Raw genomic sequence first — 17,164 nt, forward strand, 5'->3', positions numbered from 1 at the left:
GTCGAGGCCGCTCTGTGCGGCGCCCTCTCGACGGAAGAGAACACAGCATGAAGATCGTGAGCACCATCCTCAAGCGAGCGGCCGGTCCGGTTCTGGTGGCGGGTCTCGTCGTCACCTCGTCCGCCACCGCGGCCACCGCGGCCGCCGCCGCCCCGCCACCGGGCTCCACGGCGTTCCGTATCCTCGGCGGCCTGGTCGTACTCCAGGCGCGTAACGGAGTGAACAACGTGGTCACGGCCAGCACCTCCGGCCGGCTGATCCTCAAGGACACCACGGGCATCGCGATCGGCCCGGGCTGCACCCGGGTGGACGCCAACACCGCGGACTGCGGCATCGCCCTCACGGTCACCCGGCTCGCGGTACAGCTGGGCGACGGGGACGACAAATTCGACGGTTCCGCCGCCAATGTCAGCACCACCGTCGATGCCGGTACGGGCACCGACCGCGTGACGACCAACGGCAGCAGCGACACGGTCAGCGTGGAGGACAACACCGGCGGTGACACGGTCGACTGCGGCGGCGGCACGGACACCGTGTTCGCCGACCCCGGCGACACCATCACGAACTGCGAGCGGCAGTTCTAGGAACCGCCGGCCCTCGCCGTGCGCTCACGCCGGCTGGCCCAGAACCACTTCTGGGCCAGCAGCGTCGGATGAAGGCGACGTAGGTGACCGACAGTGTCGACTCCTCGTGGGTCGCCTCGGTCAGTCCCTCCCACAGCACCGCGTCCGCGCCCTCGCCCGGGGCCTCCGCCTCGGCCTCGTCGGCGCGGCGGGAGAGACTCAGGTCGATGTCCTCGACGGCGATCGAGCCGGTCCGGTCGAGGTCCAACACCCGTAGCCCGCGGATGAGTTCGTCCCCGGCCTCGCGGGCCACGTCGCACATCACGACGTCCCCGGCCGGGTCGCGGGCGGCGCCCGGCAGCACGACCAGGTGCGTGGTGCCAACGGTCGTCTCGATCAGGCGGACCACGTCGTCCGTCCGGCCGGCCGGGGTGATCAGGCGCAGATGCAGCATGACGCCTTTTGTAACAGGCGCTCTAGAGCTTGCGGAGCCGCAGTCGCTGCACCTTGTGGTCCGGGCCCTTGCGGACGACCAGGGTGGCGCGGCCGCGGGTCGGGGCGATGTTCTCCACCAGGTTGGGCTTGTTGATGGTCCGCCAGAGACCGCGGGCGTAGTCGACGGCCTCCTCCTCCGACACCTGGGTGTACTTCCGGAAGTACGAGTCCGGGTTCTGGAAGGCGGTGGCACGCAGCTTGCGGAAGCGGTTGAGGTACCAGCGTTCGATGTCCTCGGTGCTCGCGTCGACGTACACGCTGAAGTCGAAGTAGTCGGCGAGACCGACCCGGGTGCGGCCGTCCTGGCCGGGGAGGGCGGGCTGGAGGACGTTGAGGCCCTCGACGATGAGGATGTCCGGCCGGCGGACGGTGAGCTTCCGGTCCGGGACGATGTCGTAGATGAGGTGGGAGTAGACGGGGGCGGTGACCTCGTCCTTGCCGGCCTTGATGTCGGCGACGAAGCGGGTCAGGGCCCGGCGGTCGTACGACTCGGGGAAGCCCTTGCGGGACATCAGGCCGCGGGCTTCGAGTTCCCTGGTCGGGAGCAGGAAGCCGTCCGTGGTCACCAGCTCGACGCGGGGGTGCTCGGGCCAGCGGGAGAGCAGGGCCTGCAGGAGCCGGGCGACGGTGGACTTCCCGACGGCCACCGAGCCGGCGACACCTATGACGAACGGGGTGCCGGACTGGGAGCCCTGCTCACCGAGGAAGGTGTTCAGGGCGCCTCTGAGGCCGTCCGTGGCACCGACGTACAGATTGAGCAGCCGGGACAGCGGGAGATAGATGTCCCGCACCTCGTCGAGGTCGATGACGTCGCCGAGGCCGCGCAGCTTCTCGACCTCCTCGGCGGTGAGCGGCAGCGGCGTCTTGTCGCGCAGCGCGCTCCACTCGGAGCGGGTGAGGTCGACGTAGGGAGTCGCCTCCGGCCTGTGCCGGTGGGCGCTCCGGGGCATCGGGGAGACCGGAGAGATCACATTCCATTGTTAACGGAGTTTGAACGGGGTGGGGGGTGGGGTCGGTCACGTGGGGTTCTGCTCAGGTGAAGTCGGCATACGCGAGGTGGATGCCACAGGCCCGGCACCGGAAGAGGTAGGCGGTGGGCGAGCCGTCCTTGTCGAGCGAGTCCAGCAGGCCGTCGGCCCGACCGGCCGGCCACTGGCGGCGCAGGTGCTCGACCGCGCTCGGAAACGCCGCGAGCTCCAGGGCCCCGGCGCGGCCGAGGAAGGCGGCGCCGTCGCCGCAGTGCGTCAGCCAGTACGGGGACTGCCAGGCGACGAACCCCGGAGTGCGTTCCAGGATGGCCAGTACGACCTCCCGGGGTACGTCCCCGTCGACCGTGTCGGTGAAGGAGGCGCCGTGGCGTTCGGCGGCGGTGCCAAAGGCGATGCAGTAGGGGCAGATGCCGGTGCCGGGCACGTCCGCCGCGTAGACGGGTCCTGTGTAGATCCACCCACGCTGCTGCCCGCAGCACCCGCACGCCTCGTCGGAGGCGGTCACGGAGCCGGTGGCGACCGGGCTCGGGTGGTAGGGGAAGTCCGGGAGGATCGGCCGCAGGGGTTCTTCCGGCTGCGGGTCGATGATCTGCGCGAGCGCCCGGCCGGTCAGGACGGCGGGCGGTACCACGATCGCGTCCGCGCGCAGCGGCTCCGGCAGGTGCCCGCGGTCGGCCTCGTCCCCGACGATCGCCGGTCCGTCCAGAGGCAGCACCACCGCGCCCGTGCGGCGGGCGAGTTGGGCCATGCGGTCCAGGACGGCGCCGGTGGAGAAGCGGTTGAAGGTGAGCCCCGTCGAGTCGCCGTAGACCTCCGAACCGCCTCCGTCCCCGGCTTCGAGGTCCCAGGACCCCGGGAGTCCGGAGGCAGGCATGCCACCGACCGTGACAGGTCCGAGTACCTCGCGTATCACCGTTTCGTCCATCGGCACCGGTTCTCCGTCGACGAACCGGCACACGTACAGGCTGTAACTCACACGGCCTCCTGCTCCTGCGTTGCGCCGAGGGCCGAAGCTACCTTCCCGGCGGAACGAACGTGGGACTGAGCGCGGTCGGATCGGGGTCGGCGGCCATGCGTCTCTCGCTCTTCGGTCCACCGGTCCGTCGGTCTGCCGGTCCGTCGGTCTGCTGGCCCGTGGGGTCGGTCGGGCGTGGATTGCGGTGCGTAGGGGCGGGATAATTTCCGATTTCGGGCACGCTGAGCCGTGTTCGGGTGGGGGGCGGCGCTTAGGCTGCCGCTCATGTGCGGAATCGTGGGATACGTGGGGGCGCAGTCGGCGCTCGATGTGGTGGTCGCCGGGCTCAAGCGGCTGGAGTACCGGGGGTACGACTCGGCGGGTGTCGCCGTGCTCGCGGACGGCGGGCTGGCCTCGGCGAAGAAGGCCGGGAAGCTGGTCAACCTGGAGAAGGAGCTGACGGAGCGGCCGCTGCCGACCGGTGCCACCGGCATCGGGCACACCCGCTGGGCCACGCACGGCGGGCCGACGGACGCCAACGCGCACCCGCACCTCGACAACGCGGGCCGGGTCGCCGTCGTCCACAACGGGATCATCGAGAACTTCGCCGCGCTGCGCGGGGAGTTGGCCGAGCGCGGGCACGACCTCGCGTCCGAGACGGACACCGAGGTGGTCGCGCACCTGCTCGCCGAGGAGTTCTCCGGCACCGCCGACCTCGCCGAGGCGATGCGGCTGGTGTGCCGGCGGCTGGAGGGCGCGTTCACGCTGGTCGCGGTGCACGCCGACGATCCGGACGTGGTCGTCGGCGCACGCCGGAACTCCCCGCTCGTGGTGGGCGTTGGAGAGGGCGAGGCCTTTCTCGCCTCGGACGTCGCCGCGTTCATCGCCCACACGCGGTCGGCGATCGAGCTGGGCCAGGACCAGGTGGTGGAGCTGCGCCGGGACGGCGTGACGGTGACGGGCTTCGACGGCGCTCCGGCGGACGTCCGCTCGTACCACGTCGACTGGGACGCGTCGGCGGCGGAAAAGGGGGGTTATGACTACTTCATGCTCAAGGAGATCGCCGAGCAGCCCAAGGCGGTCGCCGATACGCTCCTGGGCCGCATCGACGCGAACGGCTCGCTGACGCTGGACGAGGTCCGGATCGGCGCCGCCGAGCTCCGGGAGGTCGACAAGGTCGTCATCGTCGCCTGCGGTACGGCCTTCCACGCCGGCCTGATCGCCAAGTACGCCATCGAGCACTGGACGCGCATCCCGTGCGAGGTGGAGCTGGCGAGCGAGTTCCGGTACCGGGACCCGATCCTGGACTCGCGCTCACTGGTCATCGCCATCTCCCAGTCCGGGGAGACCATGGACACCCTGATGGCGCTCAGGCACGCCCGCGAGCAGGGCTCCAAGGTCCTCGCGATCTGCAACACCAACGGCTCGACGATCCCGCGCGAGTCGGACGCGGTGCTGTACACCCACGCCGGACCCGAGGTCGCGGTCGCCTCGACCAAGGCGTTCCTCACCCAGCTGGTGGCCTGCTACCTGGTGGCGCTGTATCTCGGCCAGGTGCGGGGCACCAAGTGGGGCGACGAGATCAGCGCCGTGATCCGGGACCTCTCGCACATCTCCGGCGAGGTCGAGCGGGTCCTGGAGACCATGGAGCCGGTACGGGCGCTGGCGCGGACGCTGGCGGACAAGAAGACCGTGCTGTTCCTCGGCCGGCACGTCGGCTACCCGGTGGCCCTCGAAGGCGCCCTGAAGCTCAAGGAGCTGGCGTACATGCACGCCGAGGGCTTCGCGGCGGGCGAGCTGAAGCACGGGCCGATCGCGCTGATCGAGGAGGACCTGCCGGTGGTGGTCGTGGTCCCGTCCCCGCGCGGCCGCTCGGTCCTCCACGACAAGATCGTGTCCAACATCCAGGAGATCCGGGCCCGCGGCGCCCGCACCATCGTGATCGCGGAGGACGGCGACGAGGCGGTCGTACCGTACGCCGACCACCTGATCCGGATCCCCGCCACCCCGACCCTGCTCCAGCCGCTGGTCGCCACCGTCCCGCTCCAGGTCTTCGCCTGCGAGCTGGCCACCGCCCGGGGCAACGAGGTGGACCAGCCGCGCAACCTCGCCAAGTCGGTGACGGTGGAGTGAGGAGAACGGGCCCGTCCCGGCGGGAGTGACGGGCCCGGTGAGGGGTCAGAGCCGGGTGGCCGTGCGGACCAGGGCGGCGATGGCGAGGGATCGGCTGTGTGCGGGCCAGGCGATGTGGGTGACCACGGGAGGCGCGTCGGTCAGCGGGACGGCGGCGTGCTCGGCCCACAGCCAGGCGCGGGCCGAGTCGGGCAGGACGGTCACGGTGCGCCCGAGGGCGATCAGCTGCGCCAGCTGGGTCTGGTCGTGGATCTCGGGGCCCGGGCCGGGCGGGTACGTGCCGTGACGGGGCCAGCGGGCGAGCGGCAGGCCGGGGACGTCGACGACGTCGGCCAGGGACAGCGTCCGGTGCGCGGCGAGGGGGTGACCGGCGGGCAGGACGGCGATCTGCCCCTCGGTCGTCAGCTCCTCGCTGTCGAACCCGGCGAGGGAGTTGAACGGAGCGTGCATGAGCGCCACGTCGGCGCGGCCGTCGCGCAGCATCCCTTCCTGCTCGCACAGGCCCGTGGGCAGTACCTCGATCTCGGCGGCGCCGGGCTCGGCGGCGTAGGCGTCGAGGAGCTTGTGCAGCAGCTCGTGGGACGAGCCGGCCTTCACCGCCAGCACCAGGCGCTCGCGGGGACCGCCCGGACCGCCGGCACCACCGGCACGACGGGTGCGGCGGACTGCCGCGGTGGTCGCGTCGAGGGCCGCGCGGCCCTCGTGCAGCAGCACCTCTCCGGCGCCGGTCAGGGAGACGCCGCGGCGGTCGCGGTCCAGCAGGCGGACGCCGAGACGCCGTTCCAGCTGCTGGATCGCCCGGGACAGCGGCGGCTGCGCGATGCCGAGGCGCTCGGCGGCGCGGCCGAAGTGCAGCTCCTCGGCGACGGCCAGGAAGTACCTCAGCTCACGGGTCTCCAACGTGGCCGTGGCGTCCGTGGCGTCCGTGGCGTCCGTGGCGTCCGTGGTGTCCATGGTCACAGCGTACGTCGGTGATACCCGACGGGTATGACAGGGCACTGAGCCGGTATTGGATGCGCGGCGGGTCCGCGAGTGACCATCGACGGCATGGACAACACACCCTCCGCATCGCTGCCCGGCGGCACCTGGGCCCTGGGCGATCTGACCGTCACCCGTGTCGGCTACGGCGCCATGCAGCTCGCCGGCCCCGGGGTCATGGGCCCGCCCGCCGACCCTGACGGCGCGCTCGCCGTCCTGCGCGAGGCCGTCGCCCTCGGGATCACCCACATCGACACCGCAGGGGCGTACGGACCGCGCGTCACCAACCGGCTGATCCGTGCGGCCCTGCACCCGTACCCCGCGTCGCTGCACATCGTGACCAAGGTCGGCGCGGTCCGCGACCGGGAGGGCGGCTGGATTCCCGCGCGGCGGCCCGAGGACCTGCGCCGCGCCGTCCAGGAGAACCTCGACGACCTCGGCCTCGACTCCCTCGACGTGGTCAACCTCCGGCTCGGCGACGCCCAGGGGTTCCAGCCCGGTTCGCTCGCCGAGCCCTTCGAAGCACTCGCCGAACTCCGCCGGCAAGGCCTGGTCCGGCACCTCGGAGTGAGCAACGCGACGCCGGAACAGGTCGCCGAGGCGCGGACGATCGCGCCGGTCGTGTGCGTGCAGAACATGTACAACCTCGCCCACCGCCAGGACGACGAGCTGATCGACGACCTCGCCGCCGAGGGCATCGCCTACGTGCCCTTCTTCCCGCTCGGCGGTTTCACCCCGCTGCAGTCCACGGCACTGTCCGCCGTGGCCGCCCGGCTGGACGCGACGCCGATGTCGGTCGCCCTTGCCTGGCTGCTGCGGCGGTCGCCGAACATCCTGCTCATTCCCGGCACTTCGTCGGCGGCGCACCTGCGGGAGAACGTCGCCGGCGCGGGACTCGCGCTCTCCGACGAGGATCTCGCCGAGCTGGACAAGATCGGCCGCTAGCGGGACGCGGCCCGGCCTCCGCTCGCCTGACGGGCCGTAAGGTGCTCTGGTGAGCATCATCGGGGTAGGCATCGACGTCGCCGAGATCGACCGGTTCCGGGAGTCGCTGGAACGGACTCCCGGGCTGGCCGGGCGGCTGTTCGTCGAGCGGGAGCTGTATCTGCCGAGCGGGGAGCGGCGCGGTGTCGCCTCGCTCGCGGCGCGTTTCGCGGCCAAGGAGGCGCTGGCCAAGGCGCTCGGCGCACCGCCGGGGCTGCTCTGGACGGACGTGGAGGTCGTCGTCGAGGACAACGGGCGGCCGCGGCTGCAGGTGCAGGGCAGCGTGGCCGCCTGCGCGGCGGAACTGGGCGTGCGGTCGTGGCATGTGTCGCTCAGTCACGACGCCGGGGTGGCGTCGGCGGTGGTGATCGCCGAGGGGTGACCCGGGCGGGGCGGGGCGGATGCGCGTCCCGCCGGTTCCGGGGCAGACTCGGGGCATGCGGACTGCTTACAGCGTGGAGACGGTACGGGCGGCCGAGCGGGAGCTGATGGCGCGGCTGCCGGAAGGGGCGCTGATGCAGCGGGCCGCCGCCGGGCTGGCCGCCGCCTGCGCCGACTTGCTCGGACGGGTGTACGGCAGCCGGGTGGTCCTGCTGGTCGGCAGCGGGGACAACGGCGGGGACGCCCTGTACGCCGGAGCGCGGCTGGCCCGCCGGGGGGCGGGGGTCGCGGCCGTGCTGCTCGCGCCGGAGCGCACGCACGAGGGCGGTCTTGCGGCACTGCGCAGGGCCGGAGGGACCGTCGTGCGGGACGGCGGCGCCGAGGAGTTGGTCCTGCGGGCCGATCTCGTCGTCGACGGGATCGTGGGGATCGGCGGGAAGGGCGGGCTGCGGCCCGATGCGGCCGCACTGGTGGCGGTCGTGGAGCGGTCCCGGGCCGCCGTCGTCGCCGTGGACCTGCCGAGCGGGGTGGAGGCGGACACCGGCGAGGTGCGCGGGGCGGCGGCCGTACGGGCGGACCTGACCGTGACCTTCGGGACGCACAAGCCGGGGCTGCTGATCGATCCGGCGCGGGAGTACGCCGGTTCGGTGCGGCTGGTCGACATCGGGCTCGAACTGCCCGAGGAGGCCGAGCTGGAGGCGTTGCAGGACGTGGACGTGGCGCGGCTGCTGCCGGTGCCGTCGGCGGAGAGTGACAAGTACCGGCGCGGGGTGGTGGGCATCGTGGCCGGGTCGGCGCGGTATCCGGGGGCCGCGGTGCTCGCGGTCGCGGGGGCGCTGCGGGGCGGCGCCGGGGCCGTACGGTACGTCGGGCCGGCCAAGGACGAGGTGCTGGCCCGCTTTCCCGAGACGCTGGTGTCGGACGGGGGACCGCGGAAGGCCGGGCGGGTGCAGGCGTGGGTGGCCGGGCCGGGGGTCGGGGACGACGCCGACGCCGTCGCCGAGGTGTTGGCGGCGGACGTGCCGGTGCTGGTCGACGCGGACGGGCTGCGGCTCGCCGACCGGGAGGCGGTGCGCGGCCGAACGGCGCCGACCCTGATGACGCCGCATGCCGGGGAGGCGGCGGCCCTGCTGGGGGTACGGCGCGAGGAGGTCGAGGCCGGCCGGCTGGCGGCGGTGCGGGAGCTGGCGGCGGCGTACCGGGCGACGGTGCTGCTGAAGGGGTCGACGACGCTGGTGGCGGCGGGGGGCGGGTCCGCCGTCCGGGTGAACGCGACGGGGACGCCCTGGCTCGCCACCGCCGGGAGCGGGGACGTGCTGTCGGGGCTGGCGGGGTCGTTGCTGGCGGCGGGGCTTTCGGGGAGGGACGCCGGGAGTGTGGCGGCGTATCTGCACGGGCTCGCGGGGCGGTTCGCGGCGGAGGGGGCGCCGACGGTGGCGCACGCCGTCGCGGACGAGTTGCCGGCGGCGTGGCGGGGCGTTTTCCCACCCGCCCACCCGACTCGGTAGGACAGAGCGGCACCGTCGCGGGGCTCCGCCCCGGACCCCGGCCGGCGCCGGACGGTCGGGTGCGGCGCCGTCGTGGCTGGGCGCGCAGTTCCCCGCGCCCCTTACGGGGCGCTGCCCTGCCCCCCCGGTGACCCGGCGCGCAGTTCCCCGCGCCCCTTACGGGGCGCTGCTCTGCGCCCCGGTGACTCGGCGCGCAGTTCCCTGCGCCCCCTGGGTGACCTCGCCGCGCGGCTTCCCGGAATTCCGGGCCGCGCGGGGTTGTCTGATCGCATGATTTATGGACGAATCGCGCGTTATCGGTGTGGCCTGGTGCGGGAGGTCGCAGGGGTTCTCGTGGTCGCCGTGGCTGTGCTCTGCCTCGGTGCCGGGACCGGGGCCGCGGACGGCGCCGCCCCCGAACCGGGCGCCGCCGTCCCCGAGTCGGAGCTGGTGCCGGGGGTCGCGCCGGGTCCCGCGCAGCCCTGGCAGATCGACACCCCCGACCAGATGCTGGCGCCCAGGGTCTACACGCCCACCGCCAAGGAGGACGCCGTCGAGCCGAAGGCGGCGGCGCCCGGGACGTACGACCTCATCGAGTACGTGCCGCTCAGCGACGCCGTCTCCAAGGTGAGCTGCTCCAAGCTGACCGGGCCGTATCAGAAGCAGATCGAGCAGTGGCTGAAGCTGAAGGCGGACGGCAAGCAGTCCGCCGCCGACTGCAAGGCCATCCAGAAGTTCCAGAAGAAGTACAAGATCAAGCCGGCGATCGGGTTCGCCGGGCCCGTGACCTGGTACCAGATGATGCTGCTGTCGGCGAAGAAGAGCCCGAACGCCGCCGGGAACTGCCCCGTGAAGTCGTACCGGGTCGCCTGCGTGGACCTCAACCGGCAGGTCACCTGGGTGCAGAAGGGCAGCAAGGTGGTCTACGGGCCGGTGCAGATGCGCAGCGGGCGGAAGGGGTACGCGACCCGGGCCGGGTGGCACACCGTCTACTGGCGGCACAAGAACCACTGGTCGACGCTGTACAACTCGCCCATGCCCTACGCCCAGTTCTTCGACGGCGGCCAGGCCTTCCACGCCGTGTACGGCTCCATCTACACCACCGTCGGCTCCTGGGGCTGCGTGAACCTCAAGCTCGGCGACGCGAAGAAACTGTGGAGCGTGCTGAAGAAGGGCGACAAGGTGTACGTGTGGGGCCACCGTACGGGTACCTGAGTCCGGTACCCGGGGCTGTGCCTGAGGGCTGTCGGAGGCCTCTGAGACACTGGGGGCGCGATGAGTGAGACACCGACGGCGCAGACTGCGCAGACCGCACCGACCGCGCCCCTGCGCGCCCGCGCCGAGATCGACCTGGCCGCCCTGCGGGCCAATGCGCGGACCCTGCGTGCCCTCGCGCCGGGCGCGGCCCTGATGGCCGTGGTGAAGTCCGACGCGTACGGCCACGGGGCCGTGCGGTGCGCCCGCGCGGCCGTCGAGGCGGGCGCGAGCTGGCTGGGCACGGCCACCCCGGAGGAGGCCCTGGCGCTGCGCGCGGACCCCGGGCTGCCCGCGGACGTGCGGATCATGTGCTGGCTGTGGACGCCGGGCGGGCCCTGGCGGGAGGCGGTCGAGGCCGACCTCGACGTGTCGGTGAGCGGCATGTGGGCCCTGCGCGAGGTGACCGAGGCGGCGCGGGCGGCAGGACGCCCGGCCCGCGTGCAGCTCAAGGCCGACACCGGGCTCGGGCGCAACGGCTGCCAGCCCGCCGACTGGCCCGAGCTGGTCCGCGAGGCGCTGCGCGCCGAGGCCGCGGGACTTCTCCGGATCACCGGACTGTGGTCGCACTTCGCCTGCGCCGACGAGCCCGGCCACCCCTCCATCGCCGCCCAGCTCACCCTCTTCCGCGAGCTCCTCGGGTACGCCGAGGGGCAGGGCGTGCGTCCCGAGGTGCGGCACATCGCCAACTCGCCGGCCACCCTCACCCTCCCCGAGACCCACTTCGACCTGATCCGTACGGGCATCGCGCTCTACGGCCTCTCGCCCAGCCCCGAGCTGGGCAGCGCGGCCGACTTCGGGCTGCGCCCCGTGATGACGCTGTCCGCCTCGCTCGCCCTCGTGAAGCACGTACCGGGCGGGCACGGGGTCAGCTACGGGCACCACTACGTCACGCCCGGCGAGACCACTCTCGGACTCGTCCCCGTCGGCTACGCGGACGGTATCCCGCGGCACGCCTCCGGCGCCGGGCCCGTGCTGGTCGGCGGCAAGTGGCGGACGGCCGCCGGGCGCATCGCCATGGACCAGTTCGTCGTGGACCTCGGCGGCGACGAGCCCGAAGTCGGCGCGGAGGCGGTGCTGTTCGGTCCGGGCGACCGGGGCGAGCCCACCGCCGAGGACTGGGCCCAGGCCGCGGGCACGATCGCATACGAAATCGTCACGCGCATCGGAACCCGGGTACCCCGCGTCTATGTGAACGGGGAACCGAATGGGCAAGAACCAGGGGACGGCGCCTGACCCCAGGGGTTCGGCGGCGGCACGACCCGGTTACACCTGTATCAACAGCAACAGCAACAACGGCAACATGCGTCGCGTCAGCATCACCCGTGTCAGCTAGGCAGCGAACTGCAGTACGGCGAAGAGGAGCGGTACGTGAGCGAGAGCAGTGCGGAGGCCGTAGCGGAAGCCGCCGCGGCGGCCGTCGTCGCCTCGGCCACGGGGGCGGCCTCCGGCAGCTGGCGCAAGGTGACGGGCGTCGCCGGCGCAGCCATAGGAGTGCTCGCCGCCGGGGCGGCCGCCGGTGTCGCCGTGGAACGGATGACCGTCGGCCGCGGGATGCGCCGCAAGGCCCGCCTCGCTCTGGACTCGGCGGGCCCGTACGGCACCCTGCGCGGCATCCCCGGCAAGGCGTACGCCGACGACGGCACCGAGCTGTACTACGAGGTCGACGAGGTGGTCCCCGACCCCGGCCCCGCCGTCTCGCCGCGCCGCCGCCGCCTCTTCGGCCGCAAGGCGCCCGCGCCCGTCACCGTCGTCTTCAGCCACGGCTACTGCCTCAACCAGGACTCCTGGCACTTCCAGCGGGCGGCCCTGCGCGGCGTCGTGCGCACCGTGCACTGGGACCAGCGCAGCCACGGCCGCTCCGGGCGGGGCGTCGCCCAGCACGAGGACGGGGTGGAGCTCACCATCGACCAGCTGGGCCGGGACCTGAAGGCCGTCCTGGACGCGGCCGTGCCGGAGGGGCCGATCGTGCTGGTCGGGCACTCCATGGGCGGCATGACGGTGATGGCGCTGGCCGCGCAGTACCCCGACCTGATCCGGGAGCGGGTGGTCGCCACCGCCTTCGTCGGTACCTCGTCCGGGCGGCTCGGCGAGGTCAACTTCGGGCTGCCGGTCGCCGGCGTCAACGTGGTGCGCCGGGTGCTGCCCGGGGTGCTGAAGGCGCTGGGCACGCAGGCCGCGCTGGTGGAGAAGGGGCGGCGGGTCACCGCGGATCTCTTCGCCGGGATCATCAAGCGGTACTCGTTCGCGTCCAAGGACGTCGACCCGGCGGTGGAGCGGTTCGCGGAGCGGATGATCGAGTCGACGCCGATCGACGTGGTCGCCGAGTTCTACCCGGCCTTCACCGACCACGACAAGACCGCGGCCCTCGCCTACTTCCAGAACCTGCCGGTGCTGGTGCTGGCCGGGGTGCAGGACCTCGTCACGCCCAGCGAGCACAGCGAGGTCATCGCCGACCTGTTGCCCGACGCCGAACTGGTGCTCGTCGCGGACGCCGGGCACCTGGTCATGCTGGAACACCCGGAAGTGGTCACCGACCGCCTCGCCGACCTGCTCACCCGCGCGGGTGCCGTGCCGGCAGGGGCTACCGTAAGTGGCTATGGAAGCACCAGCAGCACGGCACAGCCAGGCTGAGACCGAGTTGATCGTCACCTCCCCCGAGCAGATGGGGGAGCTGGGCCGCCGACTGGCGAAGTTGCTGCGCGCCGGTGACCTCGTGATGCTCAGCGGGGAGCTCGGCGCCGGCAAGACGACGCTGACGCGGGGACTGGGCGAGGGGCTCGGGGTACGCGGGGCCGTCACGTCGCCGACGTTCGTCATCGCCCGCGTGCATCCGTCCCTGGGGGACGGTCCGCCGCTCGTCCACGTGGACGCGTACCGCCTGGGCGGCGGGCTCGACGAGATGGAGGACCTCGACCTCGACGTCTCGCTGCCCGAGTCCGTGGTCGTCGTGGAGTGGGGCGAGGGCAAGGTCGAGGAGCTGACCGACGACCGGCTCGTGGTCGGCATCCACCGGGCGGTCGGCGAGACCACCGACGAGGTTCGGCACGTGACCCTGGCGGGGCTGGGGGAGCGGTGGGACGGGGTGGACCTCGGGGTGCTGTCGGCCTGAGCGCCGTGTGAACGTTCCGACAAGGCGTCGGCAAAGTGTTGCGCCGGGCGTATCGGGCGTGGTCACATGGTACCCAGCCTGTAGTTAGGTCTACCTAACTATGCCCGCCCCCGCACCTCAGGAGGCGCCCGTGTCCGTGTCCCAGTCCGAGGAGCGGCGACCTGCCGTGGCCGCCGTGGTTCCCGGGGTCTCCATGCGTGAGCTGCTGGCGGCCTGCGCGTGCGCTGCCGCGGTGTCCCGGCCGCCGAGAACGCCGGCAGCGCCCCGAAGGGGCGCGGGGAACTGCGCGACCAGCCACGACGGCGTGGCAGCCGGCGGAACGCTGGACCTCCCGCGGAGCGCGTAGTCGGGTTCGGCCGGCGGCTCCGTGCGGGCCGGTGGGGGCTGGGCGCGCCCACGCGGCGGAGCCGCACATCACATACAGCCTCGCGCCCCCCAGCGGCGGCTGCGCCGCCGAGCCGGGGCGCTTCAGCGGATCGGCGGTGCGCCGCCGGCCGGGGCGCGTCAGCGGATCACGACCACCTTCACGCCGATCGTCGCGAAGTTCCACATCGCGTTGCCGTCCGCGCGGGTCTCGCGGATGCCGCCCGTCTTGACCGTGGGGTCGGGAGGTGCGGCGGCGCGCTGGGCGGTGACCGCGCTGAAGCCGATGGCGGAGCCGTCCTTCGTGGTGGTGAAGCGGACCACGTGCTCGATGGGGAGACCGTCGGTGCCGGTGACGGCCTTCGAGCGGGACGTCACCCAGTAGGCGCCGAGCGGCGGGTCGATGGTGCCGGGGCTCACCTTGAAGGTGCGCTCGACGCGGCCCCGCTCGTTGACGAGCCAGACCCGGTCGTCGTCCACCGAGTACACCACCCGTTCACCCGTCCCGGACGTGTTCGGCAGGGCGGTGGGATGACGGTGGTCCCGGGGCGCCTTGGCGGCGGGCGCGCCGGGCGCGGGGCTCGCCGACGACCGGCCGCCGAGGCCGGGCGGGACGGTGGCCGAGGCCTGGTAGGCGAGGAAACCGACCGCTCCGAGGGCCGCCGCGGTGAGGCCTGCCACGACTCCCGAGCTGGTCCCTGCCACGTGCGCCACCTCTGCCTGCCGTAGAGCCTCACGGGGAGCCTCGCCGTATATGTCGTACTTCGTACAGACCGTAGCAGTCAGTGACCGCCCGACCCGGCCGGGCGTGCTCGCGGCGCCGGAGCCGTAGGCTGTTCGCGTGCTCTTGCTCGCTCTGGATACCGCCACCCCCGCCGTCACCGTCGCCCTGCACGACGGTACGGCCGTCATCGCCTCGTCCAGCCAGGTGGACGCGCGCCGGCACGGCGAGCTGCTGCTGCCGGCCGTCGACCGAGTCCTCGCCGAGGCCGGGGTCAAGCTGGAAGCCGTCACCGAGATCGTCACCGGCATCGGTCCCGGCCCCTACACCGGCCTGCGGGTCGGTCTGATGACCGCGGACACCTTCGGGCTCGCGCTCGGCGTGCCCGTCCACGGCCTGTGCACGCTCGACGGGCTCGCCTACGCGGCCGACATCGAGAAGGGCCCGTTCGTCGTCGCGACCGACGCCCGCCGCAAAGAGGTCTACTGGGCGGTGTACGAGGACTCGCGCACCCGGCGCACGGAGCCCGCCGTGGACCGGCCGGGCGACATCGCCGAGCAGGTCGCGGGGTTGCCCGCCGTCGGCGCCGGGGCGCTGCTGTACCCCGACACCTTCCCGGTCGTCCACGAACCCGAGCACGTCTCCGCCGCGGCCCTGGCGTCGCTGGCCGTCGTGAAGCTGGCCGCCGGCGAGGAACTGCCCGCGCCCCGGCCGCTGTACCTGCGCCGGCCGGACGCCCAGGTGCCCAAGAACTACAAGGTGGTCACCCCGAAGTGACCGCACAGCTGCGCGAGATGCGCTGGTGGGACATCGACCCGGTCCTGGAGCTGGAGAAGGACCTGTTCCCCGAGGACGCCTGGTCGCGGGGGATGTTCTGGTCCGAACTGGCGCATGCCAGGGGACCCGCGGCGACCCGGCGGTACGTGGTGGCCACGGAGGGCGACCGGATCGTCGGGTACGGGGGGCTCGCCGCCCAGGGCGCCACGTCCGACGACGGCGGCTCCGCCGCGGTCGGCGACATCCAGACCATCGCCGTACGCCGTGACCAGTGGGGCACCGGGCTCGGCGCGGAGCTGCTCACCGAACTGCTGCGGGCCGCGACCGCCTTCGAGTGCGCCGAGGTCATGCTGGAGTGCCGGGTCGACAACATCCGCGCCCAGAAGCTCTACGAGCGGTTCGGCTTCGAGCCCATCGGGTTCAGACGCGGCTACTACCAGCCGGGGAACGTGGACGCCCTGGTGATGCGCCTGACGACCGGGCAGCCCGGCAGTGGCTCCGCCACCGGGCCCACCTCAGAACAAGGAACCGAGATCAATGGCTGACGAACCCCTGGTGCTGGGGATCGAGACCTCCTGCGACGAGACCGGCGTCGGCATCGTCCGGGGCACCACCCTGCTCGCCGACGCCGTCGCCTCCTCCGTCGACGAGCACGCGCGCTTCGGCGGGGTCGTCCCCGAGGTGGCGTCCAGGGCGCACCTTGAGGCGATGGTCCCGACCATCGAACGGGCCCTGAAGGACGCGGGGGTGAGCGCGAAGGACCTCGACGGCGTCGCGGTCACGGCGGGCCCCGGCCTGGCAGGGGCGCTGCTGGTCGGCGTCTCGGCGGCGAAGGCGTACGCGTACGCGCTCGGCAAGCCGCTCTACGGCGTGAACCACCTCGCCTCCCACATCTGCGTCGACCAGCTGGAACACGGTCCGCTCCCGGAGCCGACGATGGCCCTGCTGGTCTCCGGCGGCCACTCCTCGCTCCTGCTGTCCTCGGACATCACCTCCGACGTGCGGCCGCTCGGCGCGACCATCGACGACGCGGCCGGCGAGGCCTTCGACAAGATCGCGCGCGTGCTGAACCTGGGGTTCCCGGGCGGCCCGGTCATCGACCGGTACGCGAAGGAGGGCGACCCCGCGGCGATCGCCTTCCCGCGCGGCCTCACCGGCCCCCGCGACCCGGCGTACGACTTCTCCTTCTCCGGTCTCAAGACGGCGGTGGCCCGCTGGATCGAGGCCAAGCGGGCGGCGGGCGAGGAGGTCCCGGTCCGCGACGTGTCCGCCTCCTTCCAGGAGGCGGTCGTCGACGTCCTGACCCGCAAGGCCGTCCGCGCCTGCCGCGACGAGGGCGTCGACCACCTGATGATCGGCGGCGGGGTCGCCGCCAACTCCCGCCTCCGCGCCCTCGCCCAGGAGCGCTGCGAGGCGGCCGGCATCCGGCTCCGGGTGCCGCGGATGAAGCTGTGCACGGACAACGGCGCGATGGTGGCCGCGCTCGGCGCGGAGATGGTCGCCCGCAACCGGACCCCGTCCGGCTGGGACCTCTCGGCGGACAGCTCCCTGCCGGTGACCGACCCGCACGTCCCCGGCAGCCACCACCACGACCACGTGCACGAGGTCAGCAAGGAGAACCTCTACTCGTGACGGTCGCGTTGATGTGGGAGGCGCGGGCGGTACCGGGCCGGGGCGCGGAGTTGCTGGCCTGGGCGGGCCAACAGGTGCTCCCCGCGCCCCCGTTGCGCCGCGAGACCTTCCGGGCACCGCAGGACCGGGTGCTGGTGATCACCTGGTGGGATTCGTCGTACGACGACCCGGGCCTGCCCGAACTTGCCACCCCGCCGGAGGAGTTGGTGAGCCGCCCGGTGCACCGGTGGCGGTTCGAGTCGGTGGCGGCGGACTGAGCGCCCCGAAGGGTCACTGGTACCCCAGGGCGGAGGCCGGCGCGGCCGGCCACGACGGCGCCGGGGCCGAACGGCGACGCGTC

Annotated in this window: 17 protein-coding genes and 1 pseudogene; 13 read left to right on the forward strand and 5 right to left on the reverse strand. The window is 72.9% G+C overall.

Annotated features, from left to right (window positions below; genetic code table 11):
- The first annotated feature begins 47 nt into the window (after positions 1-47).
- The gene (locus ACFY0K_RS29005) at positions 48-584 is read left to right on the forward strand and encodes a hypothetical protein (RefSeq protein ID WP_390642284.1); all 537 of its coding nucleotides are present in this window, start codon (positions 48-50) and stop codon (positions 582-584) included.
- A 67-nt stretch (positions 585-651) separates the two neighbouring features.
- Here ACFY0K_RS29005 and ACFY0K_RS29010 read toward each other — a convergent pair.
- The 3 genes and pseudogenes from ACFY0K_RS29010 to ACFY0K_RS29020 form a co-directional block, all read right to left on the reverse strand.
- A pseudogene (locus tag ACFY0K_RS29010) lies at positions 652-1,017 on the reverse strand (hypothetical protein); the annotation flags it as partial.
- A 22-nt stretch (positions 1,018-1,039) separates the two neighbouring features.
- A complete protein-coding gene (gene coaA, locus ACFY0K_RS29015) occupies positions 1,040-2,008 on the reverse strand; it encodes a type I pantothenate kinase (RefSeq protein ID WP_352359609.1) in 969 nt (322 codons plus the stop codon).
- Positions 2,009-2,090: 82 nt separating this feature from the next.
- Positions 2,091-2,921, reverse strand: coding sequence for a CbrC family protein (locus ACFY0K_RS29020; RefSeq protein WP_390642285.1), 831 nt, complete (start codon positions 2,919-2,921; stop codon positions 2,091-2,093).
- 366 nt (positions 2,922-3,287) lie between these two features.
- On the opposite strand from ACFY0K_RS29020, the gene glmS reads away from it, so the two are divergent.
- Positions 3,288-5,135, forward strand: coding sequence for a glutamine--fructose-6-phosphate transaminase (isomerizing) (gene glmS, locus ACFY0K_RS29025; protein WP_352359605.1), 1,848 nt, complete (start codon positions 3,288-3,290; stop codon positions 5,133-5,135).
- A 45-nt stretch (positions 5,136-5,180) separates the two neighbouring features.
- Here the strand turns inward: glmS and ACFY0K_RS29030 are convergent, their stop codons facing one another.
- Complete coding sequence (locus tag ACFY0K_RS29030; RefSeq protein WP_390642286.1) at positions 5,181-6,089, reverse strand: LysR family transcriptional regulator; 909 nt, start codon at positions 6,087-6,089, stop codon at positions 5,181-5,183.
- Positions 6,090-6,182: 93 nt separating this feature from the next.
- On the opposite strand from ACFY0K_RS29030, the gene ACFY0K_RS29035 reads away from it, so the two are divergent.
- The 7 genes from ACFY0K_RS29035 (at position 6,183) to tsaE (ending at position 13,331) form a co-directional block, all read left to right on the forward strand.
- Positions 6,183-7,058 carry an aldo/keto reductase family oxidoreductase gene (locus ACFY0K_RS29035; protein ID WP_390642287.1) on the forward strand — a complete coding sequence of 292 codons (876 nt, stop codon included), beginning with the start codon at positions 6,183-6,185 and terminating at the stop codon, positions 7,056-7,058.
- 49 nt (positions 7,059-7,107) lie between these two features.
- The gene (locus ACFY0K_RS29040; RefSeq protein WP_351957606.1) at positions 7,108-7,479 is read left to right on the forward strand and encodes a holo-ACP synthase; all 372 of its coding nucleotides are present in this window, start codon (positions 7,108-7,110) and stop codon (positions 7,477-7,479) included.
- Between the two features lie 55 nt (positions 7,480-7,534).
- Positions 7,535-8,986, forward strand: coding sequence for an NAD(P)H-hydrate dehydratase (locus tag ACFY0K_RS29045; RefSeq protein ID WP_390642288.1), 1,452 nt, complete (start codon positions 7,535-7,537; stop codon positions 8,984-8,986).
- A 270-nt stretch (positions 8,987-9,256) separates the two neighbouring features.
- Positions 9,257-10,180 carry a L,D-transpeptidase family protein gene (locus ACFY0K_RS29050; protein WP_390642289.1) on the forward strand — a complete coding sequence of 308 codons (924 nt, stop codon included), beginning with the start codon at positions 9,257-9,259 and terminating at the stop codon, positions 10,178-10,180.
- A gap of 60 nt (positions 10,181-10,240) precedes the next feature.
- Positions 10,241-11,455 (forward strand): alanine racemase, encoded by a 1,215-nt coding sequence (gene alr, locus ACFY0K_RS29055; protein WP_390642290.1) that lies wholly within the window; start codon positions 10,241-10,243, stop codon positions 11,453-11,455.
- A 135-nt stretch (positions 11,456-11,590) separates the two neighbouring features.
- Complete coding sequence (locus ACFY0K_RS29060; protein WP_390642291.1) at positions 11,591-12,853, forward strand: alpha/beta fold hydrolase; 1,263 nt, start codon at positions 11,591-11,593, stop codon at positions 12,851-12,853.
- Positions 12,819-13,331 carry a tRNA (adenosine(37)-N6)-threonylcarbamoyltransferase complex ATPase subunit type 1 TsaE gene (gene tsaE / locus ACFY0K_RS29065; protein ID WP_390642292.1) on the forward strand — a complete coding sequence of 171 codons (513 nt, stop codon included), beginning with the start codon at positions 12,819-12,821 and terminating at the stop codon, positions 13,329-13,331. Before ACFY0K_RS29060 ends, tsaE begins: the two co-directional genes overlap by 35 nt.
- A gap of 504 nt (positions 13,332-13,835) precedes the next feature.
- On the opposite strand, the gene ACFY0K_RS29070 is transcribed toward tsaE, so the two are convergent.
- Positions 13,836-14,399, reverse strand: coding sequence for a hypothetical protein (locus ACFY0K_RS29070; RefSeq protein ID WP_390642293.1), 564 nt, complete (start codon positions 14,397-14,399; stop codon positions 13,836-13,838).
- A 136-nt stretch (positions 14,400-14,535) separates the two neighbouring features.
- Here ACFY0K_RS29070 and tsaB point away from each other — a divergent pair, with 136 nt between their 5' ends.
- From tsaB to ACFY0K_RS29090, 4 genes are read left to right on the forward strand one after another with little or no spacing between them, the layout of a single operon-like run.
- A complete protein-coding gene (gene tsaB / locus ACFY0K_RS29075) occupies positions 14,536-15,192 on the forward strand; it encodes a tRNA (adenosine(37)-N6)-threonylcarbamoyltransferase complex dimerization subunit type 1 TsaB (RefSeq protein WP_390642294.1) in 657 nt (218 codons plus the stop codon).
- 17 nt (positions 15,193-15,209) lie between these two features.
- The gene (rimI, locus tag ACFY0K_RS29080) at positions 15,210-15,737 is read left to right on the forward strand and encodes a ribosomal protein S18-alanine N-acetyltransferase (RefSeq protein WP_390642415.1); all 528 of its coding nucleotides are present in this window, start codon (positions 15,210-15,212) and stop codon (positions 15,735-15,737) included.
- Positions 15,730-16,824 carry a tRNA (adenosine(37)-N6)-threonylcarbamoyltransferase complex transferase subunit TsaD gene (gene tsaD / locus ACFY0K_RS29085; protein ID WP_351957615.1) on the forward strand — a complete coding sequence of 365 codons (1,095 nt, stop codon included), beginning with the start codon at positions 15,730-15,732 and terminating at the stop codon, positions 16,822-16,824. Before rimI ends, tsaD begins: the two co-directional genes overlap by 8 nt.
- Positions 16,821-17,081 carry a hypothetical protein gene (locus tag ACFY0K_RS29090; protein WP_388716516.1) on the forward strand — a complete coding sequence of 87 codons (261 nt, stop codon included), beginning with the start codon at positions 16,821-16,823 and terminating at the stop codon, positions 17,079-17,081. The genes tsaD and ACFY0K_RS29090 overlap by 4 nt, the downstream gene beginning before the upstream one ends.
- The last annotated feature ends 83 nt before the right edge of the window (positions 17,082-17,164 follow it).

This window comes from Streptomyces sp. NPDC001507 (genome assembly GCF_042894765.1).
Lineage (GTDB): Bacteria > Actinomycetota > Actinomycetes > Streptomycetales > Streptomycetaceae > Streptomyces.

What these genes read in the sequence shown, in the direction of transcription:
- tsaD (WP_351957615.1), top strand. Translation starts at nt 15,730, where the DNA reads ATGGCTGACGAACCCCTGGTGCTGGGGATCGAGACCTCCTGCGACGAG.
- alr (WP_390642290.1), top strand. Translation starts at nt 10,241, where the DNA reads ATGAGTGAGACACCGACGGCGCAGACTGCGCAGACCGCACCGACCGCG.
- glmS (WP_352359605.1), top strand. Translation starts at nt 3,288, where the DNA reads ATGTGCGGAATCGTGGGATACGTGGGGGCGCAGTCGGCGCTCGATGTG.
- ACFY0K_RS29035 (WP_390642287.1), top strand. Translation starts at nt 6,183, where the DNA reads ATGGACAACACACCCTCCGCATCGCTGCCCGGCGGCACCTGGGCCCTG.
- rimI (WP_390642415.1), top strand. Translation starts at nt 15,210, where the DNA reads ATGCGCTGGTGGGACATCGACCCGGTCCTGGAGCTGGAGAAGGACCTG.
- ACFY0K_RS29050 (WP_390642289.1), top strand. Translation starts at nt 9,257, where the DNA reads ATGATTTATGGACGAATCGCGCGTTATCGGTGTGGCCTGGTGCGGGAG.
- ACFY0K_RS29045 (WP_390642288.1), top strand. Translation starts at nt 7,535, where the DNA reads ATGCGGACTGCTTACAGCGTGGAGACGGTACGGGCGGCCGAGCGGGAG.
- coaA (WP_352359609.1), bottom strand. Translation starts at nt 2,008, where the DNA reads ATGCCCCGGAGCGCCCACCGGCACAGGCCGGAGGCGACTCCCTACGTC.
- tsaE (WP_390642292.1), top strand. Translation starts at nt 12,819, where the DNA reads ATGGAAGCACCAGCAGCACGGCACAGCCAGGCTGAGACCGAGTTGATC.
- ACFY0K_RS29030 (WP_390642286.1), bottom strand. Translation starts at nt 6,089, where the DNA reads ATGGACACCACGGACGCCACGGACGCCACGGACGCCACGGACGCCACG.
- ACFY0K_RS29005 (WP_390642284.1), top strand. Translation starts at nt 48, where the DNA reads ATGAAGATCGTGAGCACCATCCTCAAGCGAGCGGCCGGTCCGGTTCTG.
- ACFY0K_RS29020 (WP_390642285.1), bottom strand. Translation starts at nt 2,921, where the DNA reads ATGCCTGCCTCCGGACTCCCGGGGTCCTGGGACCTCGAAGCCGGGGAC.